General features: G+C 43.9%; 15 protein-coding genes and 1 pseudogene. 11 read left to right on the top strand and 5 right to left on the bottom strand.

The window, feature by feature from the left end; genetic code table 11:
• Positions 1 to 2: 2 nt before the first annotated feature.
• On the bottom strand, positions 3 to 857 hold the full coding sequence (locus TCA2_RS24525) for a LysR family transcriptional regulator (protein WP_047914230.1): 855 nt from the start codon (positions 855 to 857) through the stop codon (positions 3 to 5).
• 120 nt (positions 858 to 977) lie between these two features.
• Here TCA2_RS24525 and TCA2_RS24520 point away from each other — a divergent pair, with 120 nt between their 5' ends.
• Entirely contained in the window at positions 978 to 1,487 is a 510-nt protein-coding gene (locus TCA2_RS24520; RefSeq protein ID WP_047914229.1) for a GNAT family N-acetyltransferase, read from the top strand.
• Positions 1,488 to 1,580: 93 nt separating this feature from the next.
• Here TCA2_RS24520 and TCA2_RS27780 read toward each other — a convergent pair whose 3' ends face one another.
• On the bottom strand, positions 1,581 to 1,679 hold the full coding sequence (locus TCA2_RS27780) for a YjcZ family sporulation protein (RefSeq protein ID WP_238546509.1): 99 nt from the start codon (positions 1,677 to 1,679) through the stop codon (positions 1,581 to 1,583).
• 171 nt (positions 1,680 to 1,850) lie between these two features.
• On the opposite strand from TCA2_RS27780, the gene TCA2_RS24515 reads away from it, so the two are divergent.
• The gene (locus tag TCA2_RS24515) at positions 1,851 to 2,954 is read left to right on the top strand and encodes a low specificity L-threonine aldolase (RefSeq protein WP_047914228.1); all 1,104 of its coding nucleotides are present in this window, start codon (positions 1,851 to 1,853) and stop codon (positions 2,952 to 2,954) included.
• A gap of 30 nt (positions 2,955 to 2,984) precedes the next feature.
• Here the strand turns inward: TCA2_RS24515 and TCA2_RS24510 are convergent, their stop codons facing one another.
• Positions 2,985 to 3,791, bottom strand: coding sequence for a cytochrome c oxidase assembly protein (locus TCA2_RS24510; protein ID WP_047914227.1), 807 nt, complete (start codon positions 3,789 to 3,791; stop codon positions 2,985 to 2,987).
• The gene (locus TCA2_RS24505) at positions 3,778 to 4,299 is read right to left on the bottom strand and encodes a DUF2243 domain-containing protein (protein WP_370510383.1); all 522 of its coding nucleotides are present in this window, start codon (positions 4,297 to 4,299) and stop codon (positions 3,778 to 3,780) included. The genes TCA2_RS24510 and TCA2_RS24505 overlap by 14 nt, the downstream gene beginning before the upstream one ends.
• Before the next feature lie 382 nt (positions 4,300 to 4,681).
• Here TCA2_RS24505 and TCA2_RS24500 point away from each other — a divergent pair, with 382 nt between their 5' ends.
• From TCA2_RS24500 to TCA2_RS24470, 7 genes are all read left to right on the top strand, one after another.
• Entirely contained in the window at positions 4,682 to 5,125 is a 444-nt protein-coding gene (locus TCA2_RS24500) for a CBS domain-containing protein (RefSeq protein WP_047914226.1), read from the top strand.
• Positions 5,126 to 5,203: 78 nt separating this feature from the next.
• Positions 5,204 to 6,025 (top strand): sugar phosphate isomerase/epimerase family protein, encoded by an 822-nt coding sequence (locus tag TCA2_RS24495; RefSeq protein WP_047914225.1) that lies wholly within the window; start codon positions 5,204 to 5,206, stop codon positions 6,023 to 6,025.
• On the top strand, positions 6,026 to 6,427 hold the full coding sequence (locus TCA2_RS24490) for an NUDIX domain-containing protein (RefSeq protein WP_047914224.1): 402 nt from the start codon (positions 6,026 to 6,028) through the stop codon (positions 6,425 to 6,427).
• 333 nt (positions 6,428 to 6,760) lie between these two features.
• Positions 6,761 to 10,405 carry a response regulator gene (locus TCA2_RS24485; RefSeq protein WP_052512288.1) on the top strand — a complete coding sequence of 1,215 codons (3,645 nt, stop codon included), beginning with the start codon at positions 6,761 to 6,763 and terminating at the stop codon, positions 10,403 to 10,405.
• A gap of 12 nt (positions 10,406 to 10,417) precedes the next feature.
• Positions 10,418 to 11,287, top strand: a complete 870-nt coding sequence (locus tag TCA2_RS24480) for a protein-glutamate O-methyltransferase CheR (protein ID WP_047914223.1) — start codon at positions 10,418 to 10,420, stop codon at positions 11,285 to 11,287.
• 203 nt (positions 11,288 to 11,490) lie between these two features.
• A complete protein-coding gene (locus TCA2_RS24475; protein WP_047914222.1) occupies positions 11,491 to 11,937 on the top strand; it encodes a MarR family winged helix-turn-helix transcriptional regulator in 447 nt (148 codons plus the stop codon).
• A gap of 21 nt (positions 11,938 to 11,958) precedes the next feature.
• Positions 11,959 to 13,944, top strand: coding sequence for an FUSC family protein (locus tag TCA2_RS24470; protein ID WP_047914221.1), 1,986 nt, complete (start codon positions 11,959 to 11,961; stop codon positions 13,942 to 13,944).
• Between the two features lie 129 nt (positions 13,945 to 14,073).
• Here the strand turns inward: TCA2_RS24470 and TCA2_RS24465 are convergent, their stop codons facing one another.
• The gene (locus TCA2_RS24465; RefSeq protein WP_047914220.1) at positions 14,074 to 14,862 is read right to left on the bottom strand and encodes a glucose 1-dehydrogenase; all 789 of its coding nucleotides are present in this window, start codon (positions 14,860 to 14,862) and stop codon (positions 14,074 to 14,076) included.
• A gap of 363 nt (positions 14,863 to 15,225) precedes the next feature.
• On the opposite strand from TCA2_RS24465, the gene TCA2_RS24460 reads away from it, so the two are divergent.
• Positions 15,226 to 15,561, top strand: coding sequence for a hypothetical protein (locus TCA2_RS24460; protein WP_047914219.1), 336 nt, complete (start codon positions 15,226 to 15,228; stop codon positions 15,559 to 15,561).
• 53 nt (positions 15,562 to 15,614) lie between these two features.
• Positions 15,615 to 16,559: pseudogene (locus TCA2_RS27930) on the top strand (collagen-like protein); the annotation flags it as partial.

Below are 16,559 nucleotides of genomic sequence, written 5' to 3'. Positions count from 1 at the left end.
CGTTATTGAATACCGAGCATCTCGAGTCCGAGCTCAATCCTGGGATCATCCTGATTGTCTGTCAGATATACGACATACAATTTGGAGGGTGGAGCCGTAAATTCAGAGAGCAGCTCGTACAGCTGTCCTGTCTGAATATACGGATCGGCTATAGTGCGGGGAAGATAACCAAATCCAGCTCCCTGCAGCAGCATGGTCAGCATAATCGCTGAGTGATCTGTCTGGAGCGGGGGAATATAGGCATCCCCCACTATACCTCTGAACCATTCGGGAAAAGGACGACCCCATTCAATATGATAGTAATCTTGTTCATAGAAATCAGCCCTTGTGATGAAGCTGTCTCGCGGTTTGGATGAAACAAGGATAATTTCCTCTTCAAACAAAAACTTCTTCGTAAATTTCGGGTGTTCTGGCGGGTCGTAACGAATGGCCAGTTGTACAATTCCATCCAGTACCAAGTCACGAATCATATAGCTGGAGTCAATATAGCTTAGAAACTTGACAGCAATACAGGGGTGTTTTTTTCTGAAATCAAGCATGTTCTGCAAATAAGTGTAGTGCCATACGGAGCCAGGTCCGCTAACAATGAGATGATGATCCACTTCTTCTTGGAGTGTCACCTTACTCTCCTCGTAAATTCGCAGCATTCTCTCCGCATAAGGTACAAAGGCAATACCTGCTTGTGTCAGACGGACATTTCGTTTATCCCGGTCGAGCAGAGTTTTTCCTAATGTGGCTTCCAGTGCTTTGATTCTGGCGGTAACAGCAGATTGTGAAATATGTAAAAATTCTGCCGCCTTCGTAAAATTACGAATCTTGCATACAGCAAGCAGAGCTTCAATCTGTGAGATATCCATATGAATATGACCTGCTCTCTAATTATTCAAAATATTAATTATTATAATACATATTATTCGTTATACAAATTAATAGGATTAGGCTATGATTTTGTAAACATGAACCGGGAGGTTAGATCCATGCAAAGACAAGTAATGATTAAGCAGTTGTCTTCTGTAGAAGATAATATCGAAGAGTTAACAGACTTATTGGTAGATGTAGTCAACGACGGGGCTTCCATCGGATTTCTGCCACCATTGACGAAGGAGGAGTCCAGAGCTTATTGGGATGGGGTCATTCAGGAGGATGTGCGCTGTTTAGTCATCATAGAGAATGAAAGAGTCGCAGGAACCGTGCAGCTACATGTATGTATGAAGAAAAATGGACTTCACAGAGCCGAAATTGCGAAGCTCATGATTCATCCATCTGCGAGACGGCGGGGATACGGAAGAAAGCTATTAGACGCTGCTGAAACCTGTGCCAGGGAGGATAAGAGGACATTAATCGTGCTGGATACGAGAGATGGAGATCCCTCCAATCTTCTGTATCAATCCCATGGTTATCTCTTTGCTGGTCAGATCCCGTACTATGCAAGAAGTGAGACTGGGGAGCTTGATGCAACAAATTATTATTATAAATTGTTAAAATAACCAGACTGCCAGCTAGATCAAGCAGACTGTAAAAAAAGAGTCTCAGCTAGAACACCATTCTAGCTAAGGCTCTTTTCTATTACATGCGCAAAATCAATACCAATTAAAAGATTTAGAGATAATCACCAGCAAGATGAATAATACGAGAATACCTCCGATGCTAAAGCCGTTGTATCCGCCTTCGTTGCTCATTTATCCGCACCTCCTTTACTGGAGTTAATAGCATCTTATGCATTCCCTTATGATATGGATTGCGCTATTAACTATTTTTAATAGAGTTGAAGCAATTTCTTAATCCCTTTAGCTGCTTTATGATATGTTTAGATAACAAAAATCTAAGAGATCGATTACAGGAGGAGCCTCATGGAACAAAACAACAAAATCACATTAGCAGAAGCTTACAACAAGAGTGAATACCCTATTCTGGGGAATGGTAAATGGAATGTTCAGATGCTGAAGGAGGCATTTGAGCATGTGGATGGGGCAATGGCAGGAGACCGTTATGGTACAGGCAAAGTGATTGAAGATTTTGAACGTAAAATGGCGGATATGTTAGGGAAAGAATCCGCAGTGTTTTTTCCGAGTGGTACGATGGCGCAGCAGATTGCGATGCGAATATGGTCAGATGAGAAAGGCAGCAAAATCGTCGCATATCATCCACTCAGCCATTTGGAGATTCATGAGGAAGACGGTCTCAAGGAGCTGCACCACTTGGAGCCTGTCCTTCTCGGAGAAGCACACCGTCTAATTCGATTGCAAGACGTGAAGCAGCTAGGAGGAGATGTGGCATGCTTGCTGCTAGAATTGCCGCAGCGTGAGATTGGAGGTCAGCTGCCGGAGTTTGAGGAGCTTGTTGAAATCTCTGCCTATTGCAGAGAACAGGGGATTCGGCTGCACCTGGACGGTGCAAGACTATTCGAAACAACACCTTACTATGGAAAGTCCGCAGCCGAGATATGTGCGCTGTTTGACAGTGTGTATGTCTCCTTTTATAAAGGAATTGGCGGTATAGCTGGTGCGATATTAGCAGGACCTGAAAAATTCACTACAGTATCCAAGGTATGGAAGAGACGTCACGGAGGAGATTTGATTGGGCTGTATCCTTACATTCTGAGCAGCGATTATTATTTAAATAAACGGATTGACCGAATGGCAGAATATTATAACAGGGCAAAGGAGCTCGCCGGCTTGTTCAATCAGTGTTCAGGAGTTAGAACTGTTCCACAGGTCCCCGTGACAAATATGTTTCATCTTCATTTTCATATGTCTGCTGGGGAGCTTGAGCCCATACTGATTGATGTATATACACAAACAGGAGTCGGCTTAATCTCGTTCCTGCGAGAAGTTCACAATCAGGAATGCAAGACAGAGATTAGTATTGGAGATCGCTATGGCGATGTACCGCAAGATCGGCTAGATCAGGCGATTCAATTACTTCAGGAGAACATGTTTAAAGTAAAGAGGTAGATTACGAGCTTGATGCATGAGATTCTCATCTTATGATAACTGTGTGCTGCTTTTCCTAGATAGGAAGGACCTCGAATTAACGGATTTGTACCATTGTGAGCAAAGTATTGTGATGAGGAGGACATCAATAATATCTCCTCCATAATACATAAGCATAGCTCCAGTTTCAGTCTGCGATAGATTTACACCTATAGGAGGGTGGGCATAAATATACTTGGACAGGATATTATGTCCTGCCGACGAGAGCAGCAAGATACTGGCTCTAAGTCTGAAGCTGTACCGATGTGGAACAGGATCCACATCGATCATGGAGCATGTAAACAGGAATCCGGCTAGCAGCATATGAACATGGACGAACCAGTGCAGCCAAAGGTGATGATGCATAAGTGAATAGATGCTCGTCGTATACAGAAGCCACATACTTCCGAGGTTGATGAGTGACGCTGAAATAGGATGACTGATCATTCGGATCACAGGTCGGTTGAGGAATGAAATGAACCTCCGGGCTAGTCGAACAGGAAGTGTACGCAGGATGAGTGTCATCGGAGCTGCAAATACAAGCAGGATGGGAGCGAGCATTCCAATCAGCAAGTGACTGATCATGTGATATCGAAAATCGTGATGGGCCGCATTAGCTAAAGGTCCGAAGACTGCAGCGATCGCACATGTGATACCGAGGAGCCAGAAGAGAGTCCGGTGTATCTTCCATGTTCGCAGCTTTTGGCTGGACACAATAGCTGCAATCATATACGCGATCATCACTGTAATGAGAGGCAGAGCAAATATATAGAGGGAAAGAGAATGCTGGGCTGAAGGAATGTGATTATGAATCGGCATAGGTTGAAGCTGCTCCTGTATGTTTTGTTTGAATAATCAATGTCACTCCACCAATGACTAACAATATGGCAAACAGGTTCCAGATGATGTCGTAGATGATTACATTCTCCACATACCTGATCTGATGGAGCAGCATGAGCTTATGTTGAATCGTACCATCGTATAGTTGAAACAAACCACCACCCAATAGGACGCCGCCCCACCAGCGTTTCTTATGCAGAGAGTTTAGTCTCAGCAGATGTGCAAGCATAAATAAACTTCCGATCGTAGCAAACCAACTGAAGGCATGAAACAAACCGTCGGAGATAAGTCCGATAGAGGTCGTCGATTTATCATAGAAATGATGCCAATGAAGCAGCTGATGAAAAATAGTTTCATCTACAAAGCTCACAAGTCCCAGACCAAATAAAATACCAGACCATAGGTTTAATGATGACAGACGACCCTGCGCTCCGACAGAGCCAGGGTTCAATGTTGTTTTCGATTCTGGCCGGCTTTGATTGTGCACGTTAAGTACCTCCATAAGCTAGTATGTATGAATTAAGTCTAACCAGAAAAAAACATCTGCAAACTTACCCCAATAAAAGCAGATATGACGAGCACGAACGAAAGTACTATCTTCTTTTATTATAATTTCAACATATGAAAAATTCATAATAGGAAGTAATCTTATTTATCTAGATACTTTCCATAAAATTACTTCCTATCACCTTATCTGGATCAGATTGGTATAAGAAAAAAGGAAGCCTTAAAAATATTTTACCGAAATTCATGATTTCGGTGTGAACCATTACGCATTTTTTGTAACAAGAGTATAAAATAAAGAATAAGAATAATAACGATTCAGAAGCTTAGGATATAAAAATGATGCTTGATGAGGAGGCCGGAAGATGAAGGCGCATGACATTATGATTAGTCCCGTATACAAAGTGAAAGAAAGTGACAATGTGGAACAGGTTATTCAGAGATTTATCGATCATCGGATCAGTGGTCTTCCGGTAGTCAATGAACGCAATGAAATTGTCGGCTACATTAGCGACGGAGACATTATGCGTTATATTGGCAAGAAGGATGATATGTTTATATATACATATGCCGTCAATTTGAATTACGAGGAATATGAGGATCGTGTCAAACAAATTATGAAATTGAATGTGATGTCCATATGTAAGAAAAAAGTGATAACCGTATCCTGGAATGAGGATATTGAGATCATTGCATCCATTCTCGGAAAAAAACAGATCAAGAAGCTGCCCGTACACCGTAATGGCGTTCTTGCAGGCATCATCAGCAGAGGCGATGTTATTCGCCATTCCTTTCAATCTCTTTTGTAGTTCTGGAATTTGATGTAGGATAGACATAAGAAATCTCTTTACCGTATTCATATCCAAGCTAGAAAGGGTGAAGTGAACGTGAAAAAAGGACTGACAAAAGCAGGGATTGGTTCAATTGATGACGTCTTGTTCATACAAAAAGCAGCAGAATATGGTTTTGAGGCGGTTGATCTGGACGCCAAGCAGCTCGTTGATAAAATAGGATTGGAAACAGCACAGCAGCTTCTCAACGAACACGGCATAATTATTGGATCTATAGGACTGAGCGTAGAATGGCGCGGCACGGATGAACAGTTTAAGCAAGGATTAGAGGGGCTTGCCCTATCCGCAGCCCGTGCTGAACAGCTTGGATGTACGGCTTGTACTACATATATTTTACCTTCCACTGACGAGAAAGCGGCTTCATTTATGGCCAGAAGCATTTCACGGTTAAGATGGTGTGCTGAAGTGCTTGGGGTCTATGGCATACGTCTTGGTCTTGAATTTGTGGGGCCGCATCATTTAAGAACGGCATGGAAGTATCCTTTTATCTGGACCGCAGAAGAAACGCTGGAGATGATCGACGCAATTGGCTTGTCCAATGTGGGATTGCTGGTTGATTTTTATCATTGTCATACAACAGGCTTGACTCCGAATGCTCTGCTTCAACTCAAAGAGAATCAAATCGTCCATGTGCACATAAACGATGCCTATGATCTTCCTGTAGAGCAGCTGCTTGATAACGATCGCGCTTATCCTGGAGAAGGAGTCATTGATCTGTCCGGCTACTTGAGCAGCTTAGCACGTATCGGATATCATGGTGTTGTGTCCCAAGAGATTTTGTCTCCGGCCCAGCCGGAAGGAACATGGGATGACTTATTAGCCCGCTCCCGCAGCGGATTCGGAAAGGTGTTCAAGTAAATGACAACAACAATAGATAAGATCGCATGGATTCACTTGCTTAATGGTCAAATCCTAGGTGCTCGCAGTAAAGGCAAGGATACGTATTATTTGCCGGGTGGCAAAAGGGAACCTAGTGAGACGGATGAAGAAACGTTGATTCGTGAAATCAGAGAAGAGTTATCAGTCGATATACTTAAGGAGCGGATTCAATTATACGGTACGTTCGAGGCCCCGGCACATGGCAAATCGGAAGGGATTCAAGTGATGATGACCTGCTACATGGCTGATTACGAAGGAGTCTTAAGCCCTGAATCCGAGATTGAGGAGCTGAAATGGTTGAACTATGTCGATCGGGAGCAAGTATCGGCAGTAACACAGCTCATTTTTGACCAGCTTCATAGCGAGAATCTGTTGAAGTAGTCTTTATTCACGTTCAATAGATTAGATGACCTGTAAATAATATATTGATGCCTTTAATTTGTATCAAAACACAGTGAAGCTCTAGAAGCTTCACTGTGTTTTTTACTTTAATAATCCGTATAGACAAGTGTTTTCACTTCACGTAAACTAAGCAATAGACGCCATTCCGGGCGGGAATCCGATGGATACTCGTGTTTAGTGATATGGTACTATATTTTTGCATGAAGAGAACGCTTTCGATGAAGAATCCGAGTCGTACCTGAGGATTCTTTTTTTGATGATAGACTGCTAATAGCCTCACTTATAATGAAAAAAGTTCAGGAGGAGAAATCAATGTTTGAGAAAATGAGGCTTACGATTCGTACCAAGATTATTATAGGTTACTTTATCATTATCGTTTGCTTGGGAGCAGCGATCTTTGTCCTTAGCAGCCGAATCACGTCCATGGAGCAGGAGATGGATTTTATTGCGGATCACGATATCGAAGTACATAATCTGACGTACCAGATAGAGAAGCATATGCTGGATATGGAAACGGGTCAGAGAGGGTTTGTTATCGCTGGTGAAGATCGTTACCTGGTACCTTACAACGATGCATTGTCCAATTGGAAAGCCGATTACAATCAATTGTATGAGCTGGTATCTAACAATCCAACTCAGATCCAGCGTCTTGATGAGATTAAGAACAATATTGAGCAATGGATCGAAAATGCCGGTGAGTATGTTATTGGTCTGAAGCAGGAGAATAGAGAACAAGACATCGCAGTGTATTTCACACAGGATATTGGCAAACGGCTGATGGATCAGATGAGAACTCAGTTCAACGAATTTCGATTGACAGAGAAAGCATTGACGGAAGAACGGTTACTGCATCTGGATCAGCAAAATGAGGATTTCAGGAATGTGATGTACACCGTTATCATTCTCGTCATCCTATTATCAATTATTGTAGCTTATATCATATCGAGAAATATAGTGGGTACGATCAAACAGGTCAGCTCCGCCATTTCGGACATGGCTTCCGATAAAGGCAAGAAGCTATCTAGACGCATTACCGTTCGCACGCGTGATGAAATTAGGGAATTAGGTGAAGTCACCAACAGACTTATTGAAACGTATGAGAAGAATGACTGGCTGCAGACCAGCGTCCGTGAGGTTGCCGTATCCTATCAAGGCGTTATCGAAGTATCTAAGCTTGCAGAATCATTCACTATGAAACTCGCTTCTCTGCTAGATGCGCCCTATGCGGTATTTTATCTTCGTAAACAAAACAAGTTGGTTAAGACCGCTTCTTATGCCTCTTCTGGAGAAGGTCTGGGAACCGAATATATCCGCATTGGTGAAGGACTTGTGGGTCAGGCGGCACTTCAACAGCAGATCATTCTTCTTGAATCTGTGCCCGAAGGACATGTGAAAATTTCGACAGGGCTCGGCGAATCTTCGCCTCGTCATATTATGATCTTCTCAGTTGAATTTGAAAATGAAGTCGAGGGTGTAATTGAGCTTGCTTCGTTGAAGACATTTACGCCTGAGCATATTCAGTTAGTGGAGCAGACTCGAAGCATGATCGGGATCGCCATCAATAATGTCCTGGCGCAAATGGAGGTCCAGCGATTGCTGGCAGAATCACAGGCGATGTCTGAGGAGCTCCAGTCTCAAACCGAGGAATTGAAAACACAATCGGAAGAGCTTATCTCCCAGCAGGACGAGATGAAGGCATCCAATCAAGCGCTTCGTCAATCCGAGGAACGTTTACAGCGCCAACAGCAAGATCTTGAGCAGATCAATCTGGATTTGTCGGTGAGAACAGAGCAAGTGGAAAGTCATTTGCGCAGGATCGAAGAAATTAACGAGCAAATGGAGAAGCAAAATTATGTATTGGAGAAGCAGGCATCGGATCTGCTAATCGCATCTAAATATAAATCGGAATTTTTGGCGAATATGTCACATGAGCTGAGAACACCGCTCAATAGTTTACTAATCCTTTCTCAGATTCTGATGGACAATAAAGACGGGAATCTAAATGCGAAGCAGGTTGAATTTGCTGAGACCATCCATTCCTCGGGTAACGATCTACTCAGGCTGATCGATGATATCCTGGATCTATCCAAGGTTGAAGCAGGGCAAATGAAGGTCGAGATGGATGATGTGCTGCTAGCGGATATTAATGACAGTCTTCGGGGAAGCTTTCACCCCATCGCTTTAAACAAAGGAATTGAGTTTAATATTGTTGCAGATGCACCTCTGCCTGAATACATTTACACCGATGTACACCGATTACAGCAAATTTTGAAGAATCTCTTGTCCAACGCTTTTAAATTTACAAGTGAAGGTCAAGTCACGCTGAGCATCCACAAAGATGAGCGCAGATGTCCTTTCAATGAAGGCGAGGTAGAGCAATGGATTGCATTCACCGTTGCTGACAGCGGCATTGGCATCCCACTCGACAAAAAAGAGATTATATTCGATGCTTTCCAGCAGGCCGATGGAACAACAAGCCGAAAATATGGTGGAACTGGACTTGGACTGACGATCAGCCGCGAGCTTGCGGGATTAATTGGCGGACATATCGAGTTTGACAGTGAGGAAGGAGTAGGCAGCACCTTTACACTATTCATCCCAGAATACAAGCATAATTCAGAGACCGAGATGATAAATGAGGCTGCTGTCGCAGGCGAGGAACCTCAATCGGCTGTAGAACAGCTGAACGATTCTACTGCCGTTATTACGCACGCAGATTCTCCGGGTTCGATCAATCCTCTCGAAATGGACGTATTGGATGATCGGTTAAGTATAGAGGCCGGTGATCGCGTTCTGCTCATTATTGAAGATGACGTGAATTTTGCTGGAATTATACTGGACATGGCTCGATCACGGAAGTTCAAAGGAATCGTCGCTCTGCAGGGGGATCATGGTCTTGCTCTTGCTCATGCTTATAAACCAGATGCCATCATATTGGATATTCAGCTGCCGATCATTGATGGATGGACCGTACTTGAGCGGCTGAAGCAGCATCCGGAATTGCGTCATATTCCAGTGCAAGTGGTCTCTGCAGCAAATGAACAACAGATGGGACTAACGATGGGAGCTATCGCCTATCTGAAGAAGCCGGTCAACAAGGTTCAGATCGAGGATGCCCTATCAGATATTGAAACCTTCATTAATCGTGACCTGAAACGGCTGCTTATTGTTGAAGATGATGTCGTTCTTAGAAATAGTATGGTAGAACTGATTGGTCATGACGATGTGCTGATTACCGATGTATCTACGGGTGAAGAGGCTCTGCGGGAGCTTGAAAAAGAACGATTTGACTGTATGGTCATGGATCTTGGTCTAGCCGGCATTTCTGGATTTGAACTGCTCGACCGTATAAGGCAGAATGATCATTTGAAGCAGCTGCCGATCATTATATATACGGGAAAAGAACTGACCATGAAGGAAGAAATTGAGCTCAAAAAGTATGCGGAGAGCATTATAATTAAAAACGTTAAATCGCAGGAGCGTCTATTCGATGAAACGGCATTGTTCCTGCATCGAGTCGAAGCAAATCTGCCGGAAGATCGCCGCAATATACTGAAGAAGCTGTACAGCAATCAGACTGATTTCGACGGGAAACGAATTCTTCTAGTTGAAGATGACATTCGCAACATTTTTTCACTTGTCAGTATATTGGAATCGTATGGATTGAATGTGACCTTTGCGGAGAATGGGCGAGAGGCGATGGAAGTTCTTGCTGAGGATCCTGAATTTGATCTTATTCTTATGGACATTATGATGCCGGAAATGGATGGATATCAGACGATGAGAGCGATACGTGGTAACAGTCGCTTTGAGAATACTCCAATTATTGCTTTGACGGCAAAAGCGATGAAAGAAGATCGGCAGCTATGTATTGAAGCAGGTGCATCTGATTATATTAGCAAGCCGATCGATGTTGAGAAGTTGCTTTCTTTATTGAAGGTGTGGCTCTATACGTAAAGGAGGCTGAAGATCATTTCAGATTATGGGGAATATTCGCAGCTTGATCCTCTGTCAGGTCAAGATAAGGAGCTTGAGAAAATAGAAGTAGAGCTGCTTCTCCAGGCGATTTATCGTATGTATGGTTATGACTTTCGTAACTATGCTTATGATTCGATATATAGAAGAATTAGGCACGGAATGCAGTCGATAGGTGAAGAGTCAATCTCGGCTCTGATCCCTCAAGTACTCCATTACCCTGACCGGATGCAGCAGCTGCTTCGTTACTTTGTCGTTGGCGTGACGGAGATGTTCCGTGACCCGGATATGTTTTATTCGTTTCGTAAAAATGTTATTCCGTATTTACGGACATATCCTCATATTCGAATCTGGCATGCAGGCTGCTCAACCGGCGAAGAGGTGTTGTCAATGGCAATTCTGCTTCAGGAAGAAGGCTTGTACGACAGAGCCAGGATCTATGCAACCGATATTAATGAGGATGCACTTGAAAAGGCTCAGATGGGCATATATCCCTTGAGAAATATGAAAGTGAACACCTATAATTATATTCGTTCAGGCGGTACAAGGGATTTCTCAGACTATTACATGGCCCGCAAGGACTCTGTTATTTTTAATTCATCCCTGCTCAAGAACATTGTATTTGCACGGCATAATCTGGTCACGGACCAATCATTTAATGAATTTAATGTGGTTTTCTGCCGAAATGTACTCATTTACTTCAATCGAGAGCTGCAGAATCGGGTATATCATCTCCTGCATGACAGTCTAGCGCTGCTTGGTTTTCTTGTACTGGGAGACAAGGAATCGATGCTGTTTAATAGTCATAGCCACAAATATGAAACGCTTGACAGGCGTGAGAAGCTGTATCGAAAGATCCAATGAATAGTCACCTGATGGACTGAAGAACCTGCTAACATTGCGGGTTCGTTTTTTTTAGTGCAGCAACATTGATTTCAAGATTCCTGGGTATGATGAAATTGATTCGTCTAACAAGTAATTTTCAGAAAAACTTGAAAAAGTACAATTAGAGAGATAAAATTGATATGTATACATATAATTTGTATAACAATTATGGAGGCAGAAAGATGAAAGCTATAGGCAATGAAGAAAAGTATGGCTATGCGATAACAAGAACTAGCCGAGCTGTGCTTCGGTTTCTTACTGGGTATTTAAGGAGCTATGCGATCACCCCTGAGCAATGGACTGTAGTAAAGAGAGTGTACGAGCATGATGGTATTACGCAAAAAGAGTTAGCAGCCATCTCAGATAAAGATCCGGCAACGCTTGCTAAAATATTGGACATACTGGAAAGGGAAGGACTGATTGTTCGGAAGACAAATAAGGAGGATCGGAGATCCTATCTCATATACATTACAGATCAAGGCGTCAAATTAAGAGATGAGGTATATGAACATCTGGAACAGGTATTCAGCAAGGTTCTTGACGGAATACCGCAGGATGAGCTGGCTGTCTTCAACAAAGTGTTGGGTCAGATTGAAGATAATGCAGCTGCTCATACCGTACATTTTTAGTAGGAAATCGAGGTAACAAGTATGGATAATTACAACAATCATAAAATCAGCAAATATCAAAAATCCACCGAAAGACGCCGTGCGAAGCACATCATTCCGGCGGAAAGAAAATATAGAGATGCATTTGCAATCAAGCCGATTCCTTTAAATTGGTTTCGAGGAATTGGATCCGCTATAAGTGTAGGTATACCTTCCATATTAGGGTTTCTGAGTGGAAATCCGAGTCTAGGCATACTGGCATCCATCGGCGGCTTTACTTTTTTGTATGTATCGAATGAAACCTATGCTCAGCGTGCGATCCGCTTATTCTGGGTTGCGCTTGGCTTGACTGCCGCGTTAACGCTGGGTGCCTTATGCTCTTACAATGTGCCGCTAATGGTCTTCATGTTTGGTCTTGTTGGGGCATTATCTGTCTTTATATTCAATCTTTTTCGAATTACAGGTCCTGGGGGGATGTTTTTTGTCCTTGCCTATTCAGTCGGAACGTCCATGCCGCACGATCCAAGTACATTACCGTTAAGCGCACTGTGTGTACTGCTTGGCGGTCTGTTTGCTTGGATTGTGGGGATGTTCGGTTATCTGATCGTTCCTTATGGACCAGAGAACAAATCAGTGTCTGCTGTATATCAGAGCTTATCCAAGCTGCTCTCTGCGATCGGGACAGAGCAATTCACGGATCTTCAGCATCAGAGCGCTTCACTCATGAAGCAGGCAGAACGCACCTTAACGAATGGTAAAGTCATTGGCTCGCGAAATAATCAGTACTTAGAAAAATTAAAAAGATTAAATCTGCAAGCGAGCGATATATTTATATCCATCATCGATGTCTCCATGGAGAGCAAAAATGCGGCAGAGGACGGGCTGGCACATGCATTGCAGAGGCTGAGCCATGCCATCCACACAAGAGATGCTAGAGTTCGTTTGAACCACTCCATGGAAGAAGAATATGAGGGTTCGTTACACAATTTGTATGCTCATATTGAAGCGGCGTATGATATGTTAACGAGAGAAGCTGATACACCGGCTGAAGATAGTATGACATTAGGCGATTCGAAGCCTTCGATCCTCAACTTGCTGCGTAACGCATTCAGACCCGATTCAACGATTCTGTATACTTCCCTTCGATATGGGTTGGTGCTGCTCGTTGCAGCGGCGATCGCCTATGGTTTTCATTTCGACCGCTCTTACTGGGTTCCCTTGTCTAGTGCAGCTGTTATGGCTGGAGGCACCTATATCGGCACGGTATATCGAGGTCTGCAGCGTTCGGCTGGGACAATTATTGGAATCTTGATCGGTGCTGCAGTGCTGTGGTATGAGCCAATCGGTATCGTCATCCCCCTCACTCTGATGATATTTCAATTCATTGTGGAGCTTATATACGGAAGAAACTATGCACTCGCTGTATTATTCCTGACACCAAGCACGCTGCTGATCGGTACAACCATTCAGCCTGCTTTGACCGCAGGATATTTTATATCGGCCCGTATTATAGATATTATTATCGGGAGTATTATTGCTATTGTGGGTTCATTGCTGCTCTGGAGAACAAGGGCTTCCAGGAAATTGCCGGAGGCGATGTCCCATGCCGTTCAAAAAGAAGGGGAATTACTTCTGGCAATACTCAATGAAGATCCTGTTCATGATAAAGAGCTTCAAGAGCATGATTTACGTAATGCGTTGATTCAATTAAGATTGGTTTATGACGATGCCTTTGCGGAGTCTATCAAAAAAAGCGGCCGAATCGCCGTGCTGTGGCCGGCCGTTGCCGATTGTCTGCATCTGGGATATGTTCTGCTGGCAGCAGCAAACAAAAATGAAACCGAAGCGATATCCGATGAGGATAGACATGAGTTTCGTCGTTATTTCGAAATGCTCACACAATCGATTAAGGATAAGAGAGAACCAGTAGAAATGAACCTCCCTTGGCTCTCCAAGTTCCCAGCCATATATGAGGATATTGTGCAGCTTCAGCATTCCCTGCACATTGGGGAGAAGGCGACAAGTTAGTTTGAATAAGTAGATAGAAGAGAAGAAGAGGCGAATCCCTTAATATGAGGGATTCGCCTCTTTGTGTTGAGTGACAAGGAATAGAAAAGGACCCCAAGCAGGGGTCCAAAATGATCTTTTTGAGATAAATTAGTATTGGTTCGACTGTCCACCGTCAATAGGAATCACGACACCGTTAATAAATTCGGATTCTCCGGACAGCAGGAACGCGACGAGACGGCCTACTTCTTCTGGTTTACCGAAGCGTTTTTTCGGATTGACGCTGACGAATTGTTTGCCGGCTTCTTCCCAACCGTCTTCTCCGCCGATTTGTTTCAGGGAACCAACGACCATTGCTGTCATTATGGCACCTGGTGCAATGGCATTGATGCTTAAGTTGTACTGACCATATTCGATTGCTGCGTTTTTTGTCATACCGGCCACGGCATGTTTACTCGCAACATATGCTGCCTGATTTAGAACTCCGCGGATTCCGCCGACAGATGCTACGTTCACGATGGCACCGGATTGCTGCTCTTTCATTACAGGAAGTACATATTTCATACCATAGAAGACACCTTTAAGGTTGATGTCGATGACTTTGTCAAACACTTTGCTGTTGTATTCTGCTGTAGGAGCCTGAGTACCCTCGATTCCAGCATTGTTGTAGAAACCATCGATGCGGCCGAATTGTTGTACCGTATCATCTACATATTTCTGGACCGCTTGCTCATCAGATACATCGGCAGTGAGAAGAAGGATTTCTGCTTCAGGTGCTGCTTCAAGAATCAATTTTTTCGTTTCTTCAAGTGCGGTTTGATTGAGGTCAACCAGTGACAGCTTGGCGCCTTCTTTAGCGATTTCAAGGGCTGCCGCTTGTCCTAATCCGGAGCCTGCTCCAGTAATCAATACAACTTTTGAATCAAAACGTTTATTCATGCTCCATTCTCCTTTGGTAAGTTAATTATTCGGATTGCTCATCTATGTAAATCAGTAAGTTAAATTGATTCATCTAGATGATAATAGCGTTTGCAAGCGAAATTCATTAGTAATCATATATCACAAATAATTCACTTGACAATAAACAAAACCCTATTCCATGTCCTCTAAACAACATCACACTCTAATATGTTCACCCACAAGACAAAACTTAAACATATGTAGATCAATTGTACGAATATGATCCAAATAAATGGTTAACTCGACAAGATTCATGACATTCATTGAGCACCGGCATCATATGTTGAGAAAGATGGTTCCTAACCTATTGATATATGTCAGTTCATGAAGGGGGAACAATAATTGGTTGTCACGACGGGGCCTATTTTAAATAGTGCGGTAAACGGCCTTCGGCCGGTCCAGATGGTCACAGTTAAAATGATGAATAAATCATTGACTCAAAATGCTTCGATCTTAATACAAGGATATGTACTGGATCAAGTAAGAGCAATTTACGTGGAAGAGTTCTTCAATCTCGCTCCGAACGCTGTATTTACAAACGATTATTTAGCCAATGTCGAAGGTTATGAGTTTGTAGTGTCGATTGATGATAATGATGCGATTGAAGTATCCGTATGGGGAAAAGATGGATCAGGTCACATCGTGAGTGCGCATCGATTAGTATCTTCAGAATTGTAAGAAGTGAGTGTTGTAACTAACAAATCACTTCATAATTGAGGGAGATTGGTAATATGGCTAATTACTCAACTGGACCTATTGAGAATAATGCGGTAAATGGAGTCAGACTTACACAGCAAATTACAATATCTATTGAAAATCGGGATACCGTCAATAGTGGAATTGTAACGGTTCAGGGATATGTGTTGGATACGGCTCGAACTTTGTATGTGCTCGATTCGTTAAGCATTGGACCAAATGGTGTGATTAACAGAACCTATTTCGCCAATCTGGATGGATTTGAGTTTGAATTTCTTACAAGCGGTCTTGCAGAGGATTCAATTGAGTTATCTGTATGGGGTAAGGACGGCGCAGGAAATCTGGCAGCAGCCCATCGGATTGTTTCAGCTGAGCTTCTTGGAGCAAACTCCGGTGGGATCGGCGCTACAGGGGCAACAGGTCCGACCGGAACAACCGGTGTAACGGGAAGTACGGGGGCGACCGGATTAACTGGTGAGACCGGTGCGACAGGAATGACTGGGCCAGAAGGGCCGCCAGGTGGTTCAACTGGTGCAACCGGATCAACAGGTGCGACAGGAGCGACAGGAGAAGCGGGAGCAGTCGGTGCAACTGGCTCGACGGGAACAACGGGTCCGGCAGGAGCAACAGGTGAGGCCGGAGCAGTAGGTGCAACGGGTCCGACAGGTGAGGCCGGAGCAGTAGGTGCAACGGGTCCGACAGGTGCGACAGGAGAAGCCGGAGCAGTGGGTGTAACCGGTCCGACAGGTGCGACAGGTGAAGCTGGAGCATTAGGCGCAACCGGACCGACAGGAGCAACGGGAGAAACCGGAGCAGTCGGTGCAACGGGTCCGGCAGGAGCAACCGGTGACGCCGGAGCAGTTGGGGCAACTGGTTCGACAGGTGCGACAGGTGAAGCTGGAGCATTAGGCGCAACCGGACCGACAGGAGCAACCGGTGACGCAGGGGCAGTCGGTGCAACCGGACCGACGGGAGCAACA

The organism is Paenibacillus sp. TCA20 (assembly GCF_000732325.1).
Taxonomy (GTDB): Bacteria; Bacillota; Bacilli; order Paenibacillales; family Paenibacillaceae; genus Paenibacillus; species Paenibacillus urinalis.
The sequence above is the reverse complement of the archived record's forward strand: the minus strand, read 5'-3'. Positions and strand labels throughout refer to the sequence as shown.